Source organism: Rhizobium sp. SU303 (assembly GCF_021052345.1).
GTDB lineage: Bacteria > Pseudomonadota > Alphaproteobacteria > Rhizobiales > Rhizobiaceae > Rhizobium > Rhizobium laguerreae.
In genome coordinates this window covers 498,726-521,076 of the sequence record NZ_CP088096.1, presented here as the reverse complement: position 1 = coordinate 521,076, position 22,351 = coordinate 498,726, and the positions used below count along the sequence as shown (strand labels likewise).

Below are 22,351 nucleotides of genomic sequence, written 5' to 3'. Positions count from 1 at the left end.
GACTAAACACCCAGAGCTTTTTCGATCCGCCAACCGGAATCGCCAACTCGGAAATCCGCGCAAACCTTTCAGCGGGCTGGATAATGCGTCACAAATTAGACGCTGCCTGAGTTCTTTGCCAACAGCAGAAAAAACAAAACGTTAAGGTGGCGCGATAGGCCAAAATATATCAAAAAAAATATCAATGTTATGTGTTGATATATCGCGGAGCGCCGTCTAGATCTGGTCAACAAGCGGCACGGGGGTCTACCCCGGTCAGCGACGGGAGGCTTAGGTGAACCGACGTGACAACATGCACCCAGACAAAATCAGATCCGACAGGCCAGAGATGAAGATCGCCCTCTTAGATGGAGAACGTGACAGCTTCCTCTTGCCCCATTCCGTTGAACTCAGCGGCGAGAGAGTGCGATAGCGGCCAGCTGCGGCCGCGGCTGTTATAAAGGTCCCGAATCTCGCCTGGGTTAAAACGCGTGCCGATATGGTGAGGCCAATTAATTCGGGCTTGAATCGGAACGCCGCCCGATATCAATGAATAAGCTCCTGTAGGGTCCCCGAAGGACATCGACAGAGGAAAACCATCAAATGCGGTGTTGCAAGAACGCGCCCCCACAGCGTGGGGCTGACACAAACTTTTCTACTGAACCAGAACCTGCAAAGGCCGATATTGCCTACGATGCTATTCGACGAATTCTCCACAATAACGGCCGTGTGCCGGGGCAACATCTCAGGGAACAGGATCTGGCGTCTAATCTTGATCTTGGTCGAACACCAATTCGCGAAGCACTTCAGCGACTAGCAGCTGAAGGGAAGATCCAATACATCCCTCAGAAGGGCTTTTTCACCAGGCCGATGTTGGAGGGTACTCTGTTAGATTTTTATGTTGTTGGAAGTGAGACGCTAATCTCGGCGTTGAATCGAAAGCGGCCGCAGATCCCAGAGAGCTGGGCCGTGGCAGATAAATTGTCCCCCGACGAACTCGCCCTAACGGCAGAAGCGATATTTACTAGAATCGCCGAAGAAGCATCGAATTGCGAGGCATGTAAAATCGTTCAACGATTCTGTTTTTGCACTCACCCTCTACGAATGGAAATAACTGCGTCGGAACTTAGGCCCGCATTTGTCGAAAGCCTCGAGAAATTAATTGCCGCAATGTCTGAACTAGGCGCCGCGACAAACTTGGTGGAGTCCGCGTTGATGAACCACCTTGACCTAGAACGCGATGCCGTCCCAAGGGTCGTACAAGAGGTGAACGAACGTGGGTTAACAGGGCTTCCTGGGCACGCGAAAAGCTTGTGATATCGCCGTAATCTGAAGCACTCGGCTCGAGCATTTAAAGCCTATGTCGGAATAAATGCCCGCATCATTGCGTTACTAATAGGATCGACACTATTGGGCTAGTCGGATTCTTCCGGTTCCCCGAACTCCGCGATAGATAATAAAATGATTGGCACGCGCTGGATGTTTAGACCTGGCATTAGATAGAGCGAATCTGGTGAAGCGCTCGGGTTATGAAGCCCATGCTTTGCAAATGAACTCGTAGTGTGTGGAGGCCTTGAGAGGCTTGAGTCTGCGGCGAACAGGTACCCCATTGACATGGTAGTTAATGGCAGGAACAGCGCGGCGAACTTCAACATGTGGCCCGGTGATCCAACGGTTAACATGCCTCCCGCAGCAGGTCGACGCTATCGACGAGGACGACCTTGCCTCTGACTTCGACCCCCGACGGGGCGAGCGCCGCAAACGCGCGGGAAAGGGCTTCCGGCGCCAGTCCCAGTTTGCCGGCCAGGATTCGCTTTCGGTAAGGAAGGCGGAACGTAACCCGCGAGGTGGCCGCCGAGGCGGGGCAGCGGCTCATAAGGTAGTTTGCCACCCGTTGCGCGGCTGTGAGCAAGCGGTCTCCGGCAATACAATCCATCGCGCCCAGCAGGTGCCTGCCCATGATGCGCATGACGTTCCTGTGTACGACCGGATGTTGGTCGGCGAACGCCTGCAACTCCGCAAGCGCAAACAGCGCGACCTCGGCCCCGTCGGCGGACCGCGCGCTATAAGCGTAGGAGCCGCCCCCCGCGAGTAGATATTCTCCAAAGGTGTCGCCCGGCTCGCACACGCAGATATCCGCTTCGCGCCCGGCGGATTCCGATTTTGAAAGTCGCACAAACCCGTTCATGACGCAGTAGACGAACGATTCCTGCTGGCCCTCGGCTACGATCTTCTCGTCAGCGGCGAAGGTTCGAAACTCAGCCGTTCCGGTGAATTGCTCCACAGTCGCCTGATCCAAGCCAGCAAACAGGTCAGACTGCAGAAGCATAGAATTTTTCGCAAGCATCCATCTTCCTTTCGTGTTTGGACCCACTGCGGTCAGGGTTCTCGTTGATCGGTTTCGTCCTCGGCGAGGATCCGCCAGGCGGCGCCTTGAAGGTCGTCATACTGGCCGCTCTTTAGCGACCAAAGGAATGCCAGGAGCCCTATTCCTCCCATCAACAGCGCGATCGGTATGAGATAGATCAACATGTTCATGCGGCTTTGACCTCCTCACTCCTGCCGATCCGCCCTCGAATGTGCATATCCCGACGCTTGCCGAAGGCGTTCAGGCGCAGGGCGTTCGTCACGACGATGATCGAGGATGTCGACATTGCCACCGCCGCTATCAGCGGCGTCGCCAATCCGGCGATGGCGATCGGCACTGCCAGAACGTTGTAACCGATGGCGAGAGCGAAGTTCTGCCGGATGAGGCTGGCGGATCGTCGCGCAACGGCGATCGCTTCCGGAACAGCGTCAAGGCGATCGTTGAAGAAAACCAGGTCGGCCGCCTGTCTTCCGATATCGGAGGCTGTGGCCGGCGCCATCGAGACATGCGCGGCTGCAAGTGCCGGGGCGTCGTTGATCCCGTCGCCAACCATGAGCACGCGACGACCTTCGCCATTCAGCCTCTGGCATTCCTCGACCTTCTGTTTCGGCGTCAGAGAGCCCAAAGCCCTGTCGATACCCAGGGCATGCGCCGTATTGTCGACGACGGTCTGCCTGTCTCCGGACACGATCAGCGTTTCAAGGCCGGCTGCATCGAGCCGGTCGATTGCCTCGCAAGCACCCGGACGAAGCGTGTCATCGAAGAAGAAGCGAGCAAGATCGACACCATTCTTCGACAGGACCACTTCCGAGAACGGACTGTCGGCGGTGCGGGGCACGATGCTGGTTCCGCAGGCAAACGCCAAGTTGCCCAATCGATAGACATCTGCTCCGTTCCTGGCTTCCAGTCCCCCGCCGGGGATTTCCGTGACGATGTCGAAGGACATGAGGTCGGTTTCGGTGTCCCGTACCAGGGCCCGAGAAAGGGGATGCCGTGAATGCGCTGCCAATCCACGGGCGATCGCGGTGGCGCTCTCGTCCATGGCATCCACTCTGACAAGGCGCGAACTGCCGATCGTCAAGGTGCCCGTCTTGTCAAAGGCCACGGTGTCGGTTTCGGCCAGTCTTTCGAGTGCTGAGCCGTCCTTCACCATGATGCCCTTCCGGAAAAGTTCGCCCGTGGCGACGACCTGGACCACAGGTACGGCAAGACCCAATGCGCATGGGCAGGTAATGATCAGCACCGCAACGGCGACCAGCATGGCCTGTTTCCAGTCTCCGCCCAGGAGGCCCCAGGCAAGGAAGGAGACCAGCGCCAGCAGATGCACGACCGGAGAATAGAGCGTCGCAGCGCGATCGGCGATCCTTCGATAGCGAGCTCTTCCGCCCTCGGCGGCTTCCATGAGGCCGATGATCTCCGAGAGAAGCGAATCCTTGGCAATTCTTGTCGCCCGCAGCACGAGGGAGCCGGTCAGATTCATCGCCCCGGAACTCACTTCGCTGTTGCTGGCGACGGCGACCGGGCTGCTCTCGCCGGTGACGATGGAGAGGTCCAGGTCGCTCTCTCCGCTGACGATTATGCCATCGACGGGAACCCGTTCGCCTGCGGCTATCGAGATTTCATCCCCCGCCGCGATCTCATCTACCGCAATGTAGCGTCGCGACCCGTCCGGATTGATCAGCAATGATCCGCGCGGCGCCAGTCTTGCGAGTCCGTTGATCGCCGCCCGAGCCTTTTCGCGCATGACATGATCGAGGGTTCTGCCGATCAGCAGGAAGAAGAGCAGCGAGACCGAAGCGTCGAACCACGCATGCTCGCCGTGATGGACGGTCTCCCACAATGAAACGGCATAGGAGAGCGTCACGGCGAGCGAAATCGGAACGTCCATGTTGGTGCGCCGGTGCCGCAGCGCATTCCAGGCCGATTTGAAGAAGAAGCGCCCCGCATAGACCAGCGCGGGCGCTGCTATCATCGCCGAGATCCAATGAAACATGTCGCGCGTCGCAGCATCTGCACCCGACCAGACCGATATCGAGAGCAACATGATGTTGGCAGCGGCAAAACCGGACACGCCGATCGCGAGGAGAAGTTGATTTCTGGTCTTGTCGTTCTCGGGAGCTGAGGGCGTGAAGAGATGCGCGCGATATCCGGCCGAGTTGATCGCTGCCAGGATCTTGGACGGATCGGTTGCGCGTGTCTCTATCTCCTCCTGGTAGACGCAGCTCACCCTTCGAGCCGTGAGATTGACTCGCGCTGTCTTGACGAAGGAAAGCGCCAACAACGCCCTTTCGATGGTCGAAATGCAGCCACCGCAGTGGGCGTCGGGGACGCTCAGGTCCAGCTGGCGCAATCCTTCGCCGAGCGGCTGGCTCGCAAGGCGAACCTCTTCGGCACTGAATGATGTCGTGCTGAGGGCAAGCACGCTTTCTGCGTCCATGGTACAGCAGCTCACTGGCCTAACTCCGCGGTATCGATGCGTTTTGCCTCATGCATGACGACCACGCCGCCGTTTCGCGAGATGGCCTCGACGATCCAGTCACCGTCGGCTAGATCATGCTCCGCTTCGAACCGCCCCGCGGCTGTCTTCCTGAGCGTAAGGAGGAAGTCCTCGTGGTCTCCGACCGGACGTTTGAAATTCAGAATGACGTCGTCGACGATCGCAGGCGATCCGCTCTTGTCGTGAATATCGTAGCGGATCTCGTGCCCCTTTATGGAGAGGTTGCCCTCGATGCCGGAAGCGGCCATTGCCTTCATCGCCGCCGCTTTGCGGTTGAACTCCTGACTGGCGACATAGGTGTTTTCCACGACCAGACCGCTCCAGCTGGAAGAGGCATAGAAGGCCATGGTGACGTTCACCGCGATCACCACGCCAAAGAATGCCGAGGTCGAAAGCAGCATGTGCAAGCCTGTAAAACCTTGAGCGGAGGTCTTCATTTGATGTCTCCCGGTGCATTGAACGCCGCGCGGTAGGTTGCCCGGTCGGCATGCTCGGTATCTTCGATAACGAACAGAAATTCATTGATCGCGGCTCCGGTAGGCTTGCGCGTAACGAAGACCTTCAGCGTCGTGGCGGCGTCGGGTTCGGCATGGACTGTAAAGCTGCGAGCGTCTTCCTTGCCGAACTCGGGAATGCGCATCGTCGCCCCCTCCAGCCCGACCAGGCTTATGTTCACATCCCTAGGCGTCGGCACCATGTTCAGGATACGAAGCGTGTAGCCATTCCGCAGCGAGCCGTCGCTTTCCAGAACATATTGGGGGTTTCGGTCGTGAACGACGTTGAGTTCAAGGCGCTCCCGAAAGGTGAGATGGACGAGCATGGCCACGCCGACCGACGCCCAGGCGACTGCGTAAAACACGGTTCTCGGACGAAAGATGATCCGCCAGTTGAAATGCCGGATCGCCGGAATGAAGGTCCCATCCTCGTTTCGAACTCTGGAGGGTTGGACGGCCGTTCGTCCTTCGTCGGTGGCAAGCGACATGTTGCTTGAGTATTCGCTCAGCGTGGCGTAGGCGATCAGGCCGCGAGGCTTTCCGAGCTTATCCATGACACCGTCGCAGGCGTCAATGCAGAGAGCGCATGTGATGCACTCCATCTGCTGTCCGTCGCGAATGTCGATTCCCATCGGACACACCGCCACGCAGGCATTGCAATCCACGCAATCCCCGACCGATAGGCCATTGACTAAAGCCTTCTTGGCGTGACGCGACCGCTGCTCGCCCCGCCAGTCATTGTAGGTGACGACGAGAGAATTTTCGTCGAGCATCGCACCCTGGATGCGTGGCCACGGGCACATATAGGTGCACACCTGCTCTCGCATGAGACCGCCGAGCACATAGGTCGTCGCAGTAAGGATGGCGACGGTGGTGTAGGCGGCTGCAGGAGCGTGGCCGGTGAACAGCGAAACAAGCAGACTCGGCGCGTCGGCAAAATAAAAGATCCACGCTCCGCCTGTGACGATGCCGATCAGCAGCCAGATCGAGTGTTTGACGACACGCTTCCTCAGCTTGGCAAAGCTCATAGGGCTAGCGTCAAGCTTCATTCGCGCGTTTCGATCGCCTTCTATCGCACGTTCGACGACGAGAAAAAGATCAACCCAGACCGTCTGCGGACAAGTGTAGCCGCACCATGCGCGGCCAACCGCGGAAGTGACGAGAAACAGCCCGAACCCCGCCATGACGAGCAGGCCCGCTACATAATAAAATTCCTGAGGCCAGATTTCGATGAAGAAAAAGAAGAAGCGCCGTGAGGAAAGGTCGATGAGGATTGCCTGGTCAGGCGCGTAAGGACCGCGATCCCAGCTAATCCATGGCGCGAGATAGTAGATGCCGAGCGTAACCAGCATGACGATCCACTTGATCCGACGGAATCGTCCCTCTGCACGCTTGGGAAAGACCTTCCTCCGAGGTGCGTAGAGAGGTTGCCGGTTGCGACGGGCATTGACCGGCTCGACATTGAGCCGCTCGATGTTATCGGGATATGGTGCAGTGTAGAGGTTCATGGGACCTGTCCGATTTCACCCGCCTTTGTCCCATCTGCCGCGCATCCGTTCCTTGATGCAGATCAAGAGACAAGGCCTTCCCGCGAAAGGAAAAGGCCACGCCCTGGACAGAGGGCGCGGCCTGCAGGAGCTGCGGGGGAACAACTACCGCTGGGACGTCCTCGACGAGGCTCTAGCGGCTTGTCTGCTCGTGGTCTTTGAGGCAGCTCAAACTGACGATCGAACTGCCGATCTTTGCCGGGTCGTCCTGATCGGAAGGGGGCGGCGTGGCCTTGGCGCTCGCCGACACACGCAATCGTATGGTGGCGCGCGGCGTGCCATAGAGATCGAGGATCGGGTTGTGGCCGTGAGCTGCCATGGCTTTTCTCCTCACGTCCCGCCGCCAAGCGAATGGACGAAAATCGTAAGTTCCTTGACCGTCGTATCGCCGAGGCGCCCTGCCCAGGCAGGCATGACGCCATGCTTGGGAGCGGCCACCTGACGGGTGATCGCATCCTCGCCGCGTGCCTTCAGCCAGATCGCATCGGCGAGATCCGGCGCGCCCATTTCGGCTTTTCCTTTGGCGTCGTCGCCGTGACATGCGGCACAGTTATCGACGAAGACCTGTTTTCCGGCCTCTGCGAGGCCGGGGTCCGACGGTGTATTGGTCAGTCCCCAGACGTAAGCCGCGACCTGCCTTGTCTGGAGGGGATCCAGAACATCGGCAAAGGGCGGCATCTCGGAAGCATGAGTGTCCGTATCCTCGTTGAAGCGAATTCCATGCGCGATCGTCGCCTGGATGGCATCCAGGTCTCCACCCCACAGCCAATCGTCGTCGTTGAGGTTCGGAAATCCCGGACCGCCGCTTGCTCCCGAGCCATGGCACGGCGCGCAGTTCACCTTGAATGCAGACGCGCCGCCGGCGACCGCGAATTCGCGAAGGGCAGAATCGGAATCGATCTCGTGCACCGTCTTGGCGGCGATCAGATCACGCAGCGTCGTCTGCGATACTTTGGCCTGATCCAGATTCTGCTGCAACTCGGCGCGGCTGGAGAAACCCAGCATGCCCTTGGTGGCGTCGGTAACCATCGGGATCGCGGGATATGCGATCACATAGCCCAACGCCCAGACAATGGTGGCGTAGAAGGTCCACACCCACCAGCGGGGCATCGGATTGTTGAGTTCGCGGATGCCGTCCCATTCATGCCCGGTCGTTTCGACGCCGCTAAATTCATCGATATGTTTTTCCGACATCTTAATCGTCCTTCAAGGGAATATCGGCGGCTTCTTTCGCGGTTTGCTTGCTGCCTGGGCGAAGGGTGAACACAACCGCGCCGACGAAGAATGCCGCCATGGCCAAAAGGCCCCAGCTGTCGGCGAAGTGTCTCATTGCAGTGTAGGTTTCCATGGATCACCTCATCGGTAGCCGGTCGCGTCGTCGTAGGTCGAGAAATCGACCAACGTTCCGAGCATCTGCAGGTAGGACACCAGGGCATCCATTTCGGTCAGCGCAGCAGGATCGCCGTCGAAATCGCCGGTCTTCGCCTTCGGATAGCGGGAAAGCAGGGCCGTCGTATCTGCGTTCGGATCGGCTTGGGCCTTCATGTCGGCCTCCGCGTTCGCCAGCATGTCGTCGTTATAGGGCACGCCCACGTCCTCGTTGGCCTTCAGGTCCATTCCCACGTCCTTGACCGTCACCCTCTGCTCTTTGAGGAAGGCGTAACTCGGCATGATCGACTCCGGCACGACCGCCCGTGGATCGGCGAGATGCTGGACATGCCATTCGTTGGAGTAACGTGCGCCGACACGGGCCAGATCCGGCCCGGTTCGCTTGGATCCCCATTGGAAAGGATGATCGTACATGGACTCGGCCGCGAGCGAATAATGGCCGTAGCGTTCGACCTCGTCGCGGAACGGCCTGATCATCTGGCTGTGGCAGAGGTAGCAGCCTTCGCGGATGTAGATATTCCGGCCGGCCAATTCGAGCGGCGTATACGGCCGCATGCCTTCCACCTTTTCAATCGTGTTCTGCAGGTAGAACAGCGGTGCGATTTCGACGATGCCGCCGATGCTCACGACGAGCAGCGAACCGACGAGAAGAAGCGTCGCGTTCTTCTCGAGGATCTGATGTTTATCTAGTATCGATGCCATGTCTCACCTCATTCGGCAGGCTGTAGTTGGGGCGCGAAAGTGGTTGGGATTGCAGCTTCATCGCGCAGGTGGCCGCGGATCGTCATGAACACGTTCCAGGCCATGACGAGACCGCCCGCCAGGTAAAGCGTTCCGCCGACCGCGCGCAGCACGTAGTAGGGAAACATTGCCGCGACCGTCTCCGCGAAGGAATAGACGAGGAAGCCCTGGGAATTGTACTCGCGCCACATCAGCCCCTGCTGGATGCCGGCAACCCAAAGCACGGCGGCGTAGACGACGATCCCGAGGGTCGCGAGCCAGAAGTGCCAGTTGACCATCCGCAGGCTGTAGAGACGCTCGCGTCCCCATAGCTTCGGCGTCAGGTAGTAGATCGCCCCGAAGGTGATCATTCCCACCCAGCCGAGAGCGCCGGAATGCACGTGGCCGATCGTCCATTCGGTATAGTGGCTGAGCGAATTGACGGTTTTCACCGACATCATCGGGCCTTCGAAGGTCGACATCCCGTAAAAGGCGATGGCGACAATCATCATCCGGATGATCGGATCGGTGCGGATCTTGTCCCAGGCGCCCGAAAGGGTCATGAGACCGTTGATCATGCCGCCCCAGGAGGGCATCCAGAGCATGATCGAGAAGACCATGCCGAGGGTCTGGGCCCAGTCGGGCAGCGCCGTGTAATGCAGATGGTGCGGGCCGGCCCAGATGTACATGAAGATCAGCGCCCAGAAGTGGATAATCGAGAGCCGGTATGAATAGACGGGTCGGTTGGCCTGCTTCGGCACGAAGTAGTACATCATACCCAGGAAGCCGGCGGTGAGGAAGAAGCCGACGGCGTTGTGGCCATACCACCATTGGGTCAGCGCGTCCTGAACGCCCGAGAAGACAGAATAGCTCTTCGATCCCAGGAACGAGACGGGCACTGCAAGATTGTTGACCACGTGCAGCATCGCGATGGTGACGATGAAGGCGAGGTAGAACCAGTTTGCCACGTAGATGTGCGGCTCTTTGCGCTTCAGGATCGTTCCAAGATACACGGCGAGATAGGCGACCCAGACGATGGTCAGCCAGAGGTCGACGTACCACTCGGGCTCGGCATATTCACGGGCCTGGGTGATTCCGAGAACGTATCCGGTCGCAGCCATCACGATGAAAAGCTGGTAACCCCAGAATACGAACCAGGCCAGGCTGCCGCCGAAAAGACGCGCGCGACAGGTGCGTTGCACCACGTAGAACGACGTCATGATCAGCGCATTGCCGCCGAAGGCGAAAATGACCGCCGATGTGTGAACGGGCCGCAGCCTTCCGAAATTGAGATAAGGGGCGATGTTGAGGTCGGGAAAGGCCAGTTGCAGCGCGATGACCACGCCAACCAGGAAGCCGACTACGCCCCAGAATACCGTGGCGATCAGGCCATACCGTATCACCTCGTCGAAATAGCCTGATATATCGACTTTCCGCCGTTGGCCTGCCGGCGAAAAATCAACTCTCCTGATCAGGACAGCAGCGCCCGCGGCAAGGCAGAAGCAAAGTATCCCCATATGGACCGCAAAGAGATGATCATGCGCGAATGCGGCTAGTAGCAGCGCTAGAAACGCCGCGACCGCGATCACCATCGTTTCCGTTGTGTAATTCATGATGTCGTCCCCAGTACGCCGACGACCGCGTCGCGGCCGTCTTTCTCGCCAGGACTGTCATGAAGCGGCAAATTGCGCCTTGATCTGCGTCAACGAGAGGGCCGGTAAATGGGACAGCGCTACGCGTCTTAAGTCGTTGGCACATTCCGACTGTCATACCGTCACCCAGGGTGTTCTTGGTTCGATCTCGCGTTTTGCTGGTGGATCAGTTCTCTGGATTGCCGGAAGCATGTTGCTTTCAGCTTGTCGGTCATTCCAGACATTGCGCTGACCACGGCGATAATCTTATTTCTTCCTGCACCGCAACTCAGCTAAATGCCGAACAACTCGAGCGTAATGACAAAGATCTCGAAAACTCGACTCTCCGAATTTGACAATGGTCGTCTTTATGTTTCACCTAGAATATCGGCGCTGTGAACCACCAGGCCGACCATCAGTCCAAGCGTGTCGACGACGATATGACGCTTGCGTCCCTTGATCTTCTTGCCCGCGTCAAATGCCGCCGCTTTCCGTGGTTTTTACGCTTTGACTGTCGATCACGCCCGCAGACGGCGAGGCTTCCCGGCCTTCCAATTCACGCGCCTCCATCACAAGATGATGGTTGATCCGACCCCATAACCCTGTCGCTCGCCATTCATAGAAATAGGACTGCACAGTTGTAAAAGGCGGAAAATCCTTGGGCATCATCCGCCATTGGCACCCAGTCGTGGCGATGTAAAGCAACGCATTCACGACCTCGCGAAGATCGGTGCTACGCGGCCTGCCCAGCCGCCTCGGTTCGGGCAGGCAAGGCGAGATCAATCCCCATTCCCGGTCCGTCAGATCGCTTGCATACCGCATTGCGCGTCGGGCATATTGCCGACGGGTGAAATCAGTCCAGCCCATTGTGGTCTCCGTTCGTCCTAAGCAAACAAACAGAATCACAACTGGCTGATTTAACTCAACTCTTTTTCGGTCAGGCTCTTAGAGATCCTTACAATGTTCTTATGAGAACTTTTACTCAAATCACTGCCAGCTTTATTCTATTCTAAGCTTTATGGCCGCCCAATGCTGGCGGGAATGCAAATCGTCAGCGTCTGGGCGGCGCGCATGACGAAGGGCTGGTTGACCGACGGAGGCCGCTGTCGCGGCCGCCGTAAACAAGACCCTCGGAGCAGGCAAGATTACATGCACGCCGGCCACCGCCTATGAACTGCTCATTAGCTGCAGTTTCTTTCATCCGCCGATTGCTTCGTAGCGTGCAGAATTGGGGCCTCAGGGTGACGAGCGCGCGACAGCGGGCGGAGGTGGATATTCGACTTTCCGCCTCAACCTTCGCGCAAGACCAGAAGAGAATTGTGGGTGTAGGAAACCCCTTACTGGCAGGCGGTCAGGCCGCCCGGATTTCGAATGGCGGCAAAACCGACGCCGTCGATCGTGTTGTCGTTACGGACAATGAAGCAGTAATTCATCGGCGGGAGGTGCGGCGACGATGCAGGAGTTGGCCCCAGCCGGAATGACATAGGTGTCCGCTCCGACGATCGCAAAGACGGAGGCCGTTCCATTCGGATGGGGCACCGGCTGCTTGGTGAACAGGATCGCATCGTTCGGCGGTGCGACCGCAATGGCCTGCTAGTTCCGGGAATCGGACGAAAATACGAGTTGTGCCGCGTCGGGCAGCGCTGTTGCGAGGATAGAGACGGTGGCAATGGCAAGCCCGGCAGCGATTTTACCGCGACGTGCTGTTTGGTCAGCGGATTTCAATGTAATACGTAACGTTGCTATATTCCTTTTGTTCAAGGGTTTATTGGCTTGCTCAAGCGTCAGTGATGATCCGGATCTCTGGGTCTATGGTCCTCCTGTCGCCGAAAAGGTTCCGTCAGCTTTGTAAGTCACGGTGTAGGCCGCGTAGCCCATGGTGAAATCGCAGCATGCCGAGTTGCTCTCGTCATAAGCGACGGTGCTTCCGACCGGCTGGTAGCCCATCTTCACGAAAAAGATCTGCTTCGGTATGCAGTTCATGACGGCGTTGGGGACAGGAGCGACAAAGCTCGAGAGTATAACCGCCTGATTGTTGTTCAGGGCGACGACGCCGCAATAGAGTTCGGGATGCGGCAACGGGGTATAGGAAGGCACGTTCATGCCAAACCCTCCGATCGCAATTCCGGCTTGATTGGCGGGCGCGGAAAGTCCGAGCGGATCGAGCGTCAAGGTCGTGCAGTTGTCCGGCGAACCGTCAACCGTGGTGAGCGTAACCGGTCGGAACGCGGATGTGCTACCGACCACGGATAGTGTGGCGGCATTGAGCGAGAGAAGCGCGATCAGCTGCGAGGGCGACGCCGCCTGTTTGGTGCTGAATGCACCTGCATAGACCTGACTGTCCAAACCGAAATTGACTTGCGCTCCCGAACTTGCGTAATTGCCGATGCTTTGGCAGCCGAGACTGCCGCTGAAGACGAGACCAGGGCTCGGCAGCAACGGAAATGCGGCCTGCTTCTGGAACACATAGAAATATTGCGTCGTCTGCGAAAAGTTCCGAACGATGATCTGGTAGGACGAACTGGTCATTGCGTGTGACAATCCCCTTAGAGATCCAGCCTGTCCGCGCCCGGGCGGCGGCGGCAACCGCGAGGATGGTGCGCAGGTGAAGAGGGGACGGTTCTTCACCTGCATGGGTGCCAAGGCTTACTGGAGCTGCGTGGTCCAGGTGCCGTCAGATTTCAGGCTGACGTTGCAGACGGAATAGCCGCCAGTGAAATCGGAAAGCGCCGCGTTCACGCTCGATTGCGTGAAGTTCATCACGACACCTGGCGTGTAGGCGCCGGTCTGGACATAATATTTAAGGATCGGCTGGCAATCGGTATTGCTGGCGGGGTTTGCCTGCACGAAGTTGGAGAGCACGATGCCGCCATTGACGGCAACCGCCGAGCCGACATTGAAATAGGGCGGCGCGTTGAAGACCGGCGTGGTGATGCGGAAGGCGCCAGGCTGCACACCCTCCCCGTAGATCGGCGAGGATAGTCCGAGCGGATTAACCGTCGCGGTCGTCCAATCGTTCGGTTTGCCGCTGCTACCGGAACTCGTAGCAAGATCGATGGCGCGGCTGGCTGACGAGTAGCCGGAAGAGGCGCCGATTTGCGGCTGTGTGTTCGCCGGCTGGATGCCGGCATAATATTGCAGGTTAACCTGGAAGGTCAGGATCGCGCCCGTGTTGTCATAGTTGCCGAGCGATTGCGAGAAAAGGCTATTCGAATAGACTCTCCCCCCGCCGGTATAAATGGCCGGCTGCTGGAAGAAGTAGAAGGTTTGCGTCTGGGGTTCGCAATTTTTCACGTTGATGGTCAGCATTGTAGACATGTCGGCAACCCTTCTGCCTGAGGGATTTTGCACTTACGTGCAACAGTCGATTTGTGAGATACTCACGGCTGGTCGGCGTGGCATGTTTCGTTCCTGTTGTTTGATCTGCGACACGTTTCAGGTGCTGTGGGGTGTTAAATGCCGCACCCGATCCTCCTTCTCATTTATTTTCCTCCACGTGTTCGAACCGATGCGGTTATCCCGCAACGCGGATGCGAAAGCCGTTCCGCTGCCTCGCAATAGCTCACAAGATTCGTGCCAAGCAGGCCGATAGAGATGACGAACAATATTTACTGCGATTCCAGTTATGTGGGCGCAAAATGCGCGATTGAGAACAGGAACGCTTGTCACGTAAACGACAAAGGTGATGACAATGTCGCAAATTGTTGTATGCGTCTGAAGGACCACAAGCTGGCGCTGGCTCAGCAGTAAGGCGCGTCAGATCAAGTGGCTTCGGCTTTGGTTATGCGGTAGCTCGCCCAACCGATCAGAACGGCGTTGATGTAACGATTGAGGCGGAGAAAAGCCAAGACCTCGACGCGCTGCAGCAGCTTTTATGGACGGCTTTCGATTGATATTTCCAGCAAGGGTTACTCGACGCTTCTGGCAATCATCCTGTTCACGCCCGCAACATCAGCTAAACCGCTTGTCCAAGCCTCACTAGGCGCCCGCAGCGTTATTTTCTCGATCGCTGTGCTTCTGATCGCGCATACGGTGTCGCTAGTCAGATTATCAACGGCAAACCGAAGCGCGATACACGCCCACCGCACCAGAGCTTCAGTCCCCGTGCTATCTCCCGGGGGATTATTCGGCGTTGAAATCTTCCAACTCGTGGCGCAGCTATCATGGACTTGTCCGACCTGAAGGCTATCGAACCGCCCCTCCACTCGCGGTGGTGATCGGGGCGGATTGCGACACGACATGTCGGCAACCCTACAAAACCCCTTCGCATAGCGACAACGAAACATGTGCAATCTCGAAGGCTTACCGGCGCAACCTGATTGGCACGAGCAGTGCTCAGAGTTAGCCGGGTCCCTAAAGCCCGAATCCGATTGGGAGCTTAAACGACGATGCACATCGTGGTCTGTATCAAACAAGTGCCGGACTCAGCGCAGATACGCGTCCACCCGGTGACAAATACGATCATGCGCCAAGGCGTACCGACCATCATTAACCCATACGACCTGTTTGCTCTCGAAGAGGCACTTCAGGTTCGTGACCGCTATGGGGGCGAGGTGACCGTTCTAACGATGGGACCGCCCATGGCTGAGCAAGCGCTACGCAAAGCCCTTACCCACGGCGCAGATCGCGCAGTGCTTCTGACCGACCGCCACTTTGCCGGATCTGACACGCTGGCGACCTCGTATGCTCTTTCTCAAGCAGTAGCGAAGATTGGCGAGAGCTATGGGGGGCCTGATATCGTCTTTACGGGAAAGCAGACAATTGACGGCGACACGGCCCAGGTCGGACCCGGAATTGCAAAGAGGCTGAACCTCCAGCAACTGACTTACGTAACGAAGATTGTCTCCATTGATCCCACTTCGCGCGAGCTCATGGTTGAACGGCACGCGGAGAGCGGCACGCAGATGCTGAAGAGCACGTTGCCATGTCTCATCACCGTGCTGGAAGGTGTCAATGCTATCCGCCGGGGCTCTCTCGATGATGCTTTCCGTGCAGCGCGAAGCCAGGGTCTTAAATGGGGGGCCGCTGACGCCGGCATTGGGGAGTTGACCAAATGCGGCCTACGAGGATCGCCGACGGTCGTGAAGCGAGTATTCGCTCCTGGTCCGCGCGCCGAAAAAGCTATGCAAGTGGACATTAACGACAAAACGTTGGCCGAGGTCGCCGCGGACACGGTCGTTGCAATTTTTGCCCGCCAGCCCGTTTTGGAACGCAAGCTCACGTCCCATGGCAATCGGTGAGCAGCGAGGAGTAGATTTTGGTCGCTAGAAAAAATGAAACGCCGTCAAACGCGGTCGGCCGCGCCAGCTCAGGGAAAAAGCTGCTTAAGTGTTTCGAAGATCACCGGCACGTCTGGGTCTTCATGGAACTTGAGGGCGGCAATGTTCATCCCGTATCGATTGAACTCCTCGGCGAAGGCCGCAGACTAGCTGACAAACTGGGTGTCCAACTGGCCGGGGTAATCCTCGGTTCGTCTGAAGGCGTGGGCACCAAGCCGGCGATCGAAGAGGCCTTCGCTTACGGAGCTGATGTCGCCTATCTGGTAGAGTCGCCCCTCCTCGCCAACTATCGAAACGAACCCTTCACCAAGGCTTTGACGGATCTGGTCACTACTCACAAACCAGAAATTCTCCTTCTCGGCGCGACTACGCTCGGCCGCGACCTCGCCGGTGCTGTTGCAACGACCTTACAAACAGGGCTCACGGCTGATTGCACCGAGCTGGATGTTGATGGAGATGGTTCACTCGCAGCGACGCGGCCAACTTTCGGCGGGTCCTTGTTGTGCACGATCTACACGCTGAACAGCCGGCCGCAAATGGCAACGGTGCGGTCCAGGGTCATGGCGACGCCACAACGCTCGGATAAGCCAATTGGACGCGTTATCCAACATCAACTCCTGATGGTTGAGGAGGAGATCGTCACCAAAGTGCTCGCGTTCCTTTGTAACAGCGGGTCTGAGCAATCCGATCTGGCCAACTCCGACATCGTGGTTGGGGGCGGACTCGGCCTCGGCGCTGCAGGAAACCTTCAATACTTGAGAAACCTGGCAACGACGATCGGCGGGGGAGTCGGGTGCTCGCGCCCACTGGTCCAAAAAGGCTGGATGCCTGCTGATCGACAAATTGGTCAGTCCGGCCATACCATTAGACCCAAGCTCTACATCGCGGCGGGAATATCTGGCGCGGTCCAACATCGCGTTGGCGTCGAAGGAGCCGATCTGATTGTGGCTATCAACCTTGACGAGAACGCTCCGATCTTTGACTTCGCCCACATCGGCGTTGTCGCATGCGCGCTGGAGTTCTTGCCGGCGTTGACAGAAGCTTTCGCCAAGCGAATGCCACCGCACAACTCTATCAAGGTTATGGACCGAGGAAGGCTAGATGACCAAGGGTAAGTTCGACGCGATAGTCATTGGCGCCGGTATGTCCGGCAACGCCGCAGCGTATTCGATGGCTAGTCGCGGTCTAAAAGTGCTGCAGCTGGAGCGCGGAGAACATTCAGGCTCTAAAAATGTTCAAGGGGCTATATTGTACGCCAACATGTTGGAGGCGATTATCCCAAACTTCCGCGATGACGCTCCTCTTGAACGGCATCTGGTAGAGCAACGATTCTGGCTAATGGATGACTCGTCGCACACGGGCGTGCACTATCGCTCTGATGACTTTAACGAACTGAAGCCAAACCGGTATACGATCATCCGCGCCCAGTTTGACAAGTGGTTCTCATCCAAGGTGCGCGATGCCGGCGGCACAATCCTTTGTGAAACGACAGCGACTAGGCTCGCTCGGAACCTGAGAGGTAAAGTAGTAGGCGTTCACACGGACCGGGAGGGCGGTGTGATCCTCGCGGACGTGGTCGTCCTCGCTGAGGGCGTAAACGGACTGCTTGGAACTCGAGCCGGCTTACGCGATATACCGAGGCCAGAAAATGTGGCCCTCGCTGTCAAGGAAATGCATTTCATGCCGGAAGAGGTCATCGCAGAGCGCTTCGGCCTCAACGGTAGCGAAGGCTGTGTGATCGAAGCCGGCGGCACGATCTCACGCGGAATGGCCGGACTGGGCTTCCTTTATACCAACAAGGAGTCGATCTCGGTGGGGATCGGCTGCCTCGTCTCCGGTTTAGCGGGAGGCATGGAAAATCCGTACCGCCTTCTTGACGCCTTCAAGCGACATCCCTCGATCCGACCATTACTGGCCGGATCAGAGATAAAAGAATACGCCGCGCATCTTATTCCCGAAGGGGGCTTCAAGGCAATCCCGCAACTCTTTGGCGACGGGTGGGTGGTCGTGGGCGATGCGGCGCAACTAAACAATGCCGTGCATAGGGAGGGATCAAACCTCGCGATGACATCAGGCCTCATGGCCGGCGAAGCGATCTGTCAGATAAAGAGCCGTGGCGGCTTGATGACGAAGCGCAATCTCTCTCTATATAAGGGCATGCTGGATAAGTCGTTCGTCATGAAAGATCTGATAAAACACAAAGATCTTCCAAGCCTCCTCCACACTGACAGTCACAACTTTTTCATGACGTATCCAACGCTTATATCTCAGGCAGCGCAAAATTTTGTGCGCGTCGACGGTGAACCTAAAATCAACAGGGAGAAGGCCACAGCCGCCTCCTTTATCAAGGCACGATCCCGTTGGGGGTTGATTAGCGACGCGGTCCGCTCCGCCGTATCTTGGCGTTAAAGGAAAATTCGATGAAGGCGACCATCATTGAGCGCATTGAGGACAAGCTGTACCAAAACCGATATCTCGTCGACACTGGACGTCCGCATATAACAGTGCGACCGCACCGGTCGCCAAGCCCGAACCTGCTCGCCTTGACGCAAATCTGTCCGGCCAAATGCTACGAGCTGAACGAAATTGGTCAGGTGGCGATTGTTCCCGATGGCTGCTTGGAATGCGGCACATGCAGAGTGTTGTGCGAAGCTAGTGGCGACATAAAGTGGAATTATCCCCGGGGCGGGTTCGGGGTCCTCTTCAAATTCGGATGAGGAGTCCCTACCTCCGGCGGGATAGCAGCGACCGATCCAGCTGCATTAGCGGCGGCGATTGAATGTGCATCCACTCAACCTTTCGAAAGGCTAATTTTTGCGCCGTCGATAACACCTATTTTTAACTTAGGAATATGCGTTAGCATATTTCGTGCAGCAGGGTAAAAAGCAGTGCACCCTCCCCTGTTTGTAGGCATGATTAAACCAGAGGCGCGGCTCCATATACTCTACGACATATCCAAAGAGCTTATCTCTTCTTTTCCTCTAGACAACGTCCTGAAGGCTGCGATGAACGCCCTCGCCGAGCATCTGCGATTGCGCGATGGCGGAATCGTGATTCACGGCTCCGGAGGAGAGCCCTGGATAAACGTACGGGCTCCCATTGGGCACGACGTTCGCTCACGTTCTCTTACGATTGAACAGGCGGACACAATAAATCGTGTCATCGCTAGCGGGGAAAAGCACTTTGGGAAAAATTCTGTCGTTCTCCCCGTTAAAGTGAACCGGAAAGCAATCGGCGCATTATGGATAGATTTCGCTCAGCAAAGCGGAGCTCAGGACGAAAGCCTTCTGGCAATGATTGCCGTCCTGATCGGCTTAGCCTGCCAGCGCTATCGCGAATTGTGCAGCGATGGCTGCTCAGTCGCCGAGGAACAACAAGCAGGACAGATTCCCAAAATCAAGCCGAAGTCTCATCCCACCCAAGTCGATAAAATCGACTGGATCGTTGGGGAGAGCCTCGCGCTCAAGAGGGTATTAGCTACCACCAAGATCGTGGCCGCGACGAACTCCGCGGTGCTCTTGAGAGGAGAGAGCGGCACTGGCAAGGAATGCTTTGCAAGAGCAATACACGCGTTATCGATACGGAAAAGCAAGGCGTTTATTAAGTTGAATTGCGCCGCGCTGTCGGAGACCGTTCTGGAATCCGAATTGTTTGGCCATGAGAAGGGCGCTTTCACCGGCGCTCTCCTTCAACGAGCTGGACGTTTCGAACTGGCCAATGGCGGAACGCTGTTGCTTGATGAAATTGGCGATGTATCGCCACAATTCCAGGCAAAGTTATTGCGCGTGTTACAGGAAGGCGAATTCGAACGTCTCGGCGGAACGAAGACATTGAAAGTAGACGTTCGAGTCATATGCGCCACCAACAAAAACCTTGAAGTGGCCGTCCTTCGAGGTGAGTTCAGAGCCGACCTCTATTACCGGATCAATGTGGTGCCCATCATTTTGCCGCCACTTCGGCAGCGCGACGGTGACATTTCGCTTCTAGCGCAAGTGTTCCTCGAGCAATTCAACAAGGCAAATGATCGAAATTTCGACTTCGCGCCGTCGGCAATAGGCATTATGTCGAAATGCGCCTTCCCCGGCAATGTTCGCGAGCTGGACAACTGCGTACAAAGGACCGCTACTCTCGCCAGTTCAAATACGATCGCTTCATCAGATTTTGCCTGTCAGCAAGGCCAGTGTTCTTCGGCGCTCCTCTGGAAAGACGGCCGCGATGGCATTGACAACGACGCGGTGCATAGTCTCAACCCGCGAGATACAATGTCGAGCGGACTGGGGCTCTACGCAGGTACCCCCAGCGGTGCCACAGCCACAATGGAGGCACCGGGTCTCACTGAGCGTGATCGACTGATCAATGCAATGGTGAAGGCTGGTTGGGTGCAGGCCAAAGCAGCTCGTATCCTGGGTAAAACGCCGCGGCAGGTCGGCTATGCGCTACGCCGGTTTCGTATCGATGTGAAGAAGGAGTGACCGCGATCGCCAAGAGCTCCGTAAGCGTGGCACAACGACTTCGGGGGCGAGCTATTCATTTCTACAAGACATCTCCGGCAGCAAGCGGGGAAACGGGCGGTAAGGCGACATAAGAGCTGAAACAATAATATCTCATCGCTCGAAATCTCTCTTGCTTTTGGAGATCTAACCTTTCCTCACCAGTGGAACAGTGCAATGTCGGAACCGGAGATAAAGGTCGGGAAGACCAGCAGTGCCCTCTTCGACCGGGCGCCGATGGCTCCCTCTATGCCCGGCGGCCGCGCATCTTCGTCCCATGGCCTTTCGGTGACGGATGACATAGATGCGCGGATCTGGGAGAGAATCAAAGACCATCCCTGCTTTTCAGAGCAAGCCCACCACTATTTCGCTCGCATGCATGTCGCGGTCGCGCCAGCCTGTAACATCCAGTGCAACTACTGCAATCGCAAATATGATTGCACCAACGAAAGCCGTCCCGGGGTCGCATCAGTAAAGCTAACTCCCGACCAGGCACTACGCAAGGTGCTTGCCGTCGCCAGCAAAGTGCCGGAGCTTTCCGTAATCGGCGTTGCCGGACCGGGCGACGCTTGTTACGACTGGAGGAAAACAGTCGCGACGTTTGAAGGAGTTGCGAGAGAAATACCTGACATGAAACTATGCATCTCCACCAATGGATTGGCGCTTCCGGATCATGTCGATGAGCTAGCTGACATGAATATCGATCACGTGACGATCACTATCAACATGGTGGATCCGGAGATAGGGGCGAAGATCTATCCATGGATAATTCACGGACATCGTCGATACACTGGCATAGCAGCTGCCGGGATCCTTCACGAGCGCCAAATGTTGGGTTTGGAATTGCTGACCAAGCGCGGCATCCTCACCAAAATCAATTCGGTTATGATTCCAGGCGTCAATGACACGCACCTCGTCGAAGTTAACCGATGGATCAGAGACCGCGGCGCATTCATGCACAATGTGGTGCCCCTGATTTCCAAGCCTTCGCATGGTACTTATTACGGTCTTACGGGTCAACGTTGCCCGGAGCCGTTCGAACTGAAGGCACTTCAAGACTGTCTCGATGGCAACATTAAGCTTATGCGCCACTGCCAACAATGCCGGGCCGACGCCATCGGTTTGCTGGGCGATGATCGCGAGCGAGAGTTTGCCCTCGACCAGATCTCCACCAAAGTTGAATTCGACACCAGCAAGCGCGAGGCCTATCGCAAGCTGGTCCAGCATGAGCGAGGGGATCAACTGGCAGCAAAATTGGACGCGAACAAAGCAGTCAAGTCACTGGGTTCTTCGGGAACCCTTGCAGTTGCCGTGGCGACTAAAGGTGGCGGCCGGATCAACGAACATTTCGGTCAGGCAAGGGAACTCCAAGTGTATGCAGTCTCACTAAAGGGGATCAACTTGGTGGGACACCGCAAGGTCGAGCAGTATTGCCTCGGTGGTATAGGCGAGAAGGCCACTCTCGATCACACCATCGTTGCACTCGACGGCATCGACATTCTGCTTTCTTCCAAAATCGGCGATTGCCCAAAAAAGCGGTTGGCAGAAACTGGCGTGCGAGCCAGTGACGCATTTTCCTATGATTACATCGAGTCTGCGATTGGCGCGCTATACGCCGCCGAGTTTGGCGGCAAACCGGCAATGCCGACGGCTTTAGGCCCCTCTAATTGAATCAGGAGCTAAAACATGGCCTTCAAGATCATTGTATCCCAATGCACCCAGTGCGGCGCTTGCGAATTTGAATGTCCCTCAGATGCGATCAGTTTCAAAGGTGAGGGATATGTTGTGGATCCAAAAAAATGTACCGAGTGCAGGGGTGAGTTTGACACGCAACAATGCGCTTCGGTGTGTCCGATGCCGAAGACCTGCGTCCCTGCCTGATCGCCACCGGACTAAAGCGCAAAGACAGAGCCACGCCGGAGATATCGGCCTGCGCATATGTCGTACTAAAATAGCA

General features: G+C 57.0%; 20 protein-coding genes and 1 pseudogene. 8 read left to right on the top strand and 13 right to left on the bottom strand.

Going from position 1 to position 22,351, the window contains the following annotated elements; genetic code table 11:
- The first annotated feature begins 582 nt into the window (after positions 1-582).
- Positions 583-1,296 carry a GntR family transcriptional regulator gene (locus RlegSU303_RS27050; protein WP_003549684.1) on the top strand — a complete coding sequence of 238 codons (714 nt, stop codon included), beginning with the start codon at positions 583-585 and terminating at the stop codon, positions 1,294-1,296.
- A gap of 358 nt (positions 1,297-1,654) precedes the next feature.
- On the opposite strand, the gene RlegSU303_RS27045 is transcribed toward RlegSU303_RS27050, so the two are convergent.
- The 13 genes and pseudogenes from RlegSU303_RS27045 to RlegSU303_RS26985 all read right to left on the bottom strand — a co-directional run bounded on the left by RlegSU303_RS27045 (position 1,655) and on the right by RlegSU303_RS26985 (position 13,943).
- A complete protein-coding gene (locus RlegSU303_RS27045) occupies positions 1,655-2,326 on the bottom strand; it encodes a Crp/Fnr family transcriptional regulator (protein WP_011654245.1) in 672 nt (223 codons plus the stop codon).
- Between the two features lie 32 nt (positions 2,327-2,358).
- On the bottom strand, positions 2,359-2,517 hold the full coding sequence (gene ccoS, locus RlegSU303_RS27040) for a cbb3-type cytochrome oxidase assembly protein CcoS (RefSeq protein ID WP_003549679.1): 159 nt from the start codon (positions 2,515-2,517) through the stop codon (positions 2,359-2,361).
- Positions 2,514-4,799: a cation-translocating P-type ATPase gene (locus tag RlegSU303_RS27035; RefSeq protein WP_020048102.1), complete on the bottom strand. Its 2,286-nt coding sequence runs from the start codon at positions 4,797-4,799 to the stop codon at positions 2,514-2,516. Before RlegSU303_RS27035 ends, ccoS begins: the two co-directional genes overlap by 4 nt.
- Complete coding sequence (locus RlegSU303_RS27030; RefSeq protein WP_011654243.1) at positions 4,796-5,281, bottom strand: FixH family protein; 486 nt, start codon at positions 5,279-5,281, stop codon at positions 4,796-4,798. Before RlegSU303_RS27030 ends, RlegSU303_RS27035 begins: the two co-directional genes overlap by 4 nt.
- The gene (gene ccoG / locus RlegSU303_RS27025) at positions 5,278-6,846 is read right to left on the bottom strand and encodes a cytochrome c oxidase accessory protein CcoG (protein WP_011654242.1); all 1,569 of its coding nucleotides are present in this window, start codon (positions 6,844-6,846) and stop codon (positions 5,278-5,280) included. The genes RlegSU303_RS27030 and ccoG overlap by 4 nt, the downstream gene beginning before the upstream one ends.
- Positions 6,847-7,018: 172 nt before the next feature.
- Positions 7,019-7,204 (bottom strand): hypothetical protein, encoded by a 186-nt coding sequence (locus tag RlegSU303_RS27020; protein ID WP_020048101.1) that lies wholly within the window; start codon positions 7,202-7,204, stop codon positions 7,019-7,021.
- An 11-nt stretch (positions 7,205-7,215) separates the two neighbouring features.
- The gene (gene ccoP, locus RlegSU303_RS27015; protein ID WP_020048100.1) at positions 7,216-8,079 is read right to left on the bottom strand and encodes a cytochrome-c oxidase, cbb3-type subunit III; all 864 of its coding nucleotides are present in this window, start codon (positions 8,077-8,079) and stop codon (positions 7,216-7,218) included.
- A gap of 1 nt (position 8,080) precedes the next feature.
- Complete coding sequence (locus RlegSU303_RS27010) at positions 8,081-8,233, bottom strand: CcoQ/FixQ family Cbb3-type cytochrome c oxidase assembly chaperone (RefSeq protein ID WP_003568501.1); 153 nt, start codon at positions 8,231-8,233, stop codon at positions 8,081-8,083.
- An 8-nt stretch (positions 8,234-8,241) separates the two neighbouring features.
- On the bottom strand, positions 8,242-8,976 hold the full coding sequence (gene ccoO, locus RlegSU303_RS27005; protein WP_020048099.1) for a cytochrome-c oxidase, cbb3-type subunit II: 735 nt from the start codon (positions 8,974-8,976) through the stop codon (positions 8,242-8,244).
- An 8-nt stretch (positions 8,977-8,984) separates the two neighbouring features.
- Positions 8,985-10,607: a cytochrome-c oxidase, cbb3-type subunit I gene (ccoN, locus tag RlegSU303_RS27000; protein WP_020048098.1), complete on the bottom strand. Its 1,623-nt coding sequence runs from the start codon at positions 10,605-10,607 to the stop codon at positions 8,985-8,987.
- A gap of 401 nt (positions 10,608-11,008) precedes the next feature.
- Positions 11,009-11,492: pseudogene (locus RlegSU303_RS26995) on the bottom strand (IS5 family transposase); the annotation flags it as partial.
- Between the two features lie 942 nt (positions 11,493-12,434).
- On the bottom strand, positions 12,435-13,268 hold the full coding sequence (locus RlegSU303_RS26990; protein WP_011654238.1) for a hypothetical protein: 834 nt from the start codon (positions 13,266-13,268) through the stop codon (positions 12,435-12,437).
- A 3-nt stretch (positions 13,269-13,271) separates the two neighbouring features.
- Positions 13,272-13,943, bottom strand: a complete 672-nt coding sequence (locus RlegSU303_RS26985) for a hypothetical protein (protein WP_011654237.1) — start codon at positions 13,941-13,943, stop codon at positions 13,272-13,274.
- Positions 13,944-15,013: 1,070 nt separating this feature from the next.
- Between RlegSU303_RS26985 and RlegSU303_RS26980 the strand changes: the two genes are divergently transcribed.
- The 7 genes from RlegSU303_RS26980 to RlegSU303_RS26950 all read left to right on the top strand — a co-directional run bounded on the left by RlegSU303_RS26980 (position 15,014) and on the right by RlegSU303_RS26950 (position 22,275).
- The gene (locus RlegSU303_RS26980; protein WP_011654236.1) at positions 15,014-15,865 is read left to right on the top strand and encodes an electron transfer flavoprotein subunit beta/FixA family protein; all 852 of its coding nucleotides are present in this window, start codon (positions 15,014-15,016) and stop codon (positions 15,863-15,865) included.
- Positions 15,866-15,882: 17 nt separating this feature from the next.
- Positions 15,883-17,019, top strand: coding sequence for an electron transfer flavoprotein subunit alpha/FixB family protein (locus RlegSU303_RS26975; protein WP_011654235.1), 1,137 nt, complete (start codon positions 15,883-15,885; stop codon positions 17,017-17,019).
- Positions 17,006-18,313 carry an NAD(P)-binding protein gene (locus RlegSU303_RS26970; RefSeq protein WP_011654234.1) on the top strand — a complete coding sequence of 436 codons (1,308 nt, stop codon included), beginning with the start codon at positions 17,006-17,008 and terminating at the stop codon, positions 18,311-18,313. Before RlegSU303_RS26975 ends, RlegSU303_RS26970 begins: the two co-directional genes overlap by 14 nt.
- An 11-nt stretch (positions 18,314-18,324) precedes the next feature.
- Positions 18,325-18,621, top strand: a complete 297-nt coding sequence (locus RlegSU303_RS26965; RefSeq protein WP_011654233.1) for a ferredoxin family protein — start codon at positions 18,325-18,327, stop codon at positions 18,619-18,621.
- A 195-nt stretch (positions 18,622-18,816) separates the two neighbouring features.
- Positions 18,817-20,376 carry a nif-specific transcriptional activator NifA gene (gene nifA, locus RlegSU303_RS26960; RefSeq protein WP_011654232.1) on the top strand — a complete coding sequence of 520 codons (1,560 nt, stop codon included), beginning with the start codon at positions 18,817-18,819 and terminating at the stop codon, positions 20,374-20,376.
- Positions 20,377-20,571: 195 nt separating this feature from the next.
- Entirely contained in the window at positions 20,572-22,065 is a 1,494-nt protein-coding gene (nifB, locus tag RlegSU303_RS26955; protein WP_011654231.1) for a nitrogenase cofactor biosynthesis protein NifB, read from the top strand.
- A 15-nt stretch (positions 22,066-22,080) separates the two neighbouring features.
- Positions 22,081-22,275 (top strand): 4Fe-4S binding protein, encoded by a 195-nt coding sequence (locus RlegSU303_RS26950; RefSeq protein ID WP_003551816.1) that lies wholly within the window; start codon positions 22,081-22,083, stop codon positions 22,273-22,275.
- The last annotated feature ends 76 nt before the right edge of the window (positions 22,276-22,351 follow it).

Excerpts from the sequence above, each read along its gene's own strand:
- RlegSU303_RS27045 (WP_011654245.1), bottom strand. The coding sequence starts at position 2,326 with ATGCTTGCGAAAAATTCTATGCTTCTGCAGTCTGACCTGTTTGCTGGC.
- RlegSU303_RS26985 (WP_011654237.1), bottom strand. The coding sequence starts at position 13,943 with ATGTCTACAATGCTGACCATCAACGTGAAAAATTGCGAACCCCAGACG.
- RlegSU303_RS26980 (WP_011654236.1), top strand. The coding sequence starts at position 15,014 with ATGCACATCGTGGTCTGTATCAAACAAGTGCCGGACTCAGCGCAGATA.
- RlegSU303_RS27050 (WP_003549684.1), top strand. The coding sequence starts at position 583 with ATGCGGTGTTGCAAGAACGCGCCCCCACAGCGTGGGGCTGACACAAAC.
- ccoO (WP_020048099.1), bottom strand. The coding sequence starts at position 8,976 with ATGGCATCGATACTAGATAAACATCAGATCCTCGAGAAGAACGCGACG.
- nifA (WP_011654232.1), top strand. The coding sequence starts at position 18,817 with ATGATTAAACCAGAGGCGCGGCTCCATATACTCTACGACATATCCAAA.
- RlegSU303_RS26970 (WP_011654234.1), top strand. The coding sequence starts at position 17,006 with ATGACCAAGGGTAAGTTCGACGCGATAGTCATTGGCGCCGGTATGTCC.
- RlegSU303_RS26965 (WP_011654233.1), top strand. The coding sequence starts at position 18,325 with ATGAAGGCGACCATCATTGAGCGCATTGAGGACAAGCTGTACCAAAAC.
- nifB (WP_011654231.1), top strand. The coding sequence starts at position 20,572 with ATGTCGGAACCGGAGATAAAGGTCGGGAAGACCAGCAGTGCCCTCTTC.
- ccoG (WP_011654242.1), bottom strand. The coding sequence starts at position 6,846 with ATGAACCTCTACACTGCACCATATCCCGATAACATCGAGCGGCTCAAT.
- RlegSU303_RS26950 (WP_003551816.1), top strand. The coding sequence starts at position 22,081 with ATGGCCTTCAAGATCATTGTATCCCAATGCACCCAGTGCGGCGCTTGC.
- ccoP (WP_020048100.1), bottom strand. The coding sequence starts at position 8,079 with ATGTCGGAAAAACATATCGATGAATTTAGCGGCGTCGAAACGACCGGG.
- ccoN (WP_020048098.1), bottom strand. The coding sequence starts at position 10,607 with ATGAATTACACAACGGAAACGATGGTGATCGCGGTCGCGGCGTTTCTA.
- RlegSU303_RS27010 (WP_003568501.1), bottom strand. The coding sequence starts at position 8,233 with ATGGAAACCTACACTGCAATGAGACACTTCGCCGACAGCTGGGGCCTT.
- RlegSU303_RS27020 (WP_020048101.1), bottom strand. The coding sequence starts at position 7,204 with ATGGCAGCTCACGGCCACAACCCGATCCTCGATCTCTATGGCACGCCG.
- RlegSU303_RS27030 (WP_011654243.1), bottom strand. The coding sequence starts at position 5,281 with ATGAAGACCTCCGCTCAAGGTTTTACAGGCTTGCACATGCTGCTTTCG.
- ccoS (WP_003549679.1), bottom strand. The coding sequence starts at position 2,517 with ATGAACATGTTGATCTATCTCATACCGATCGCGCTGTTGATGGGAGGA.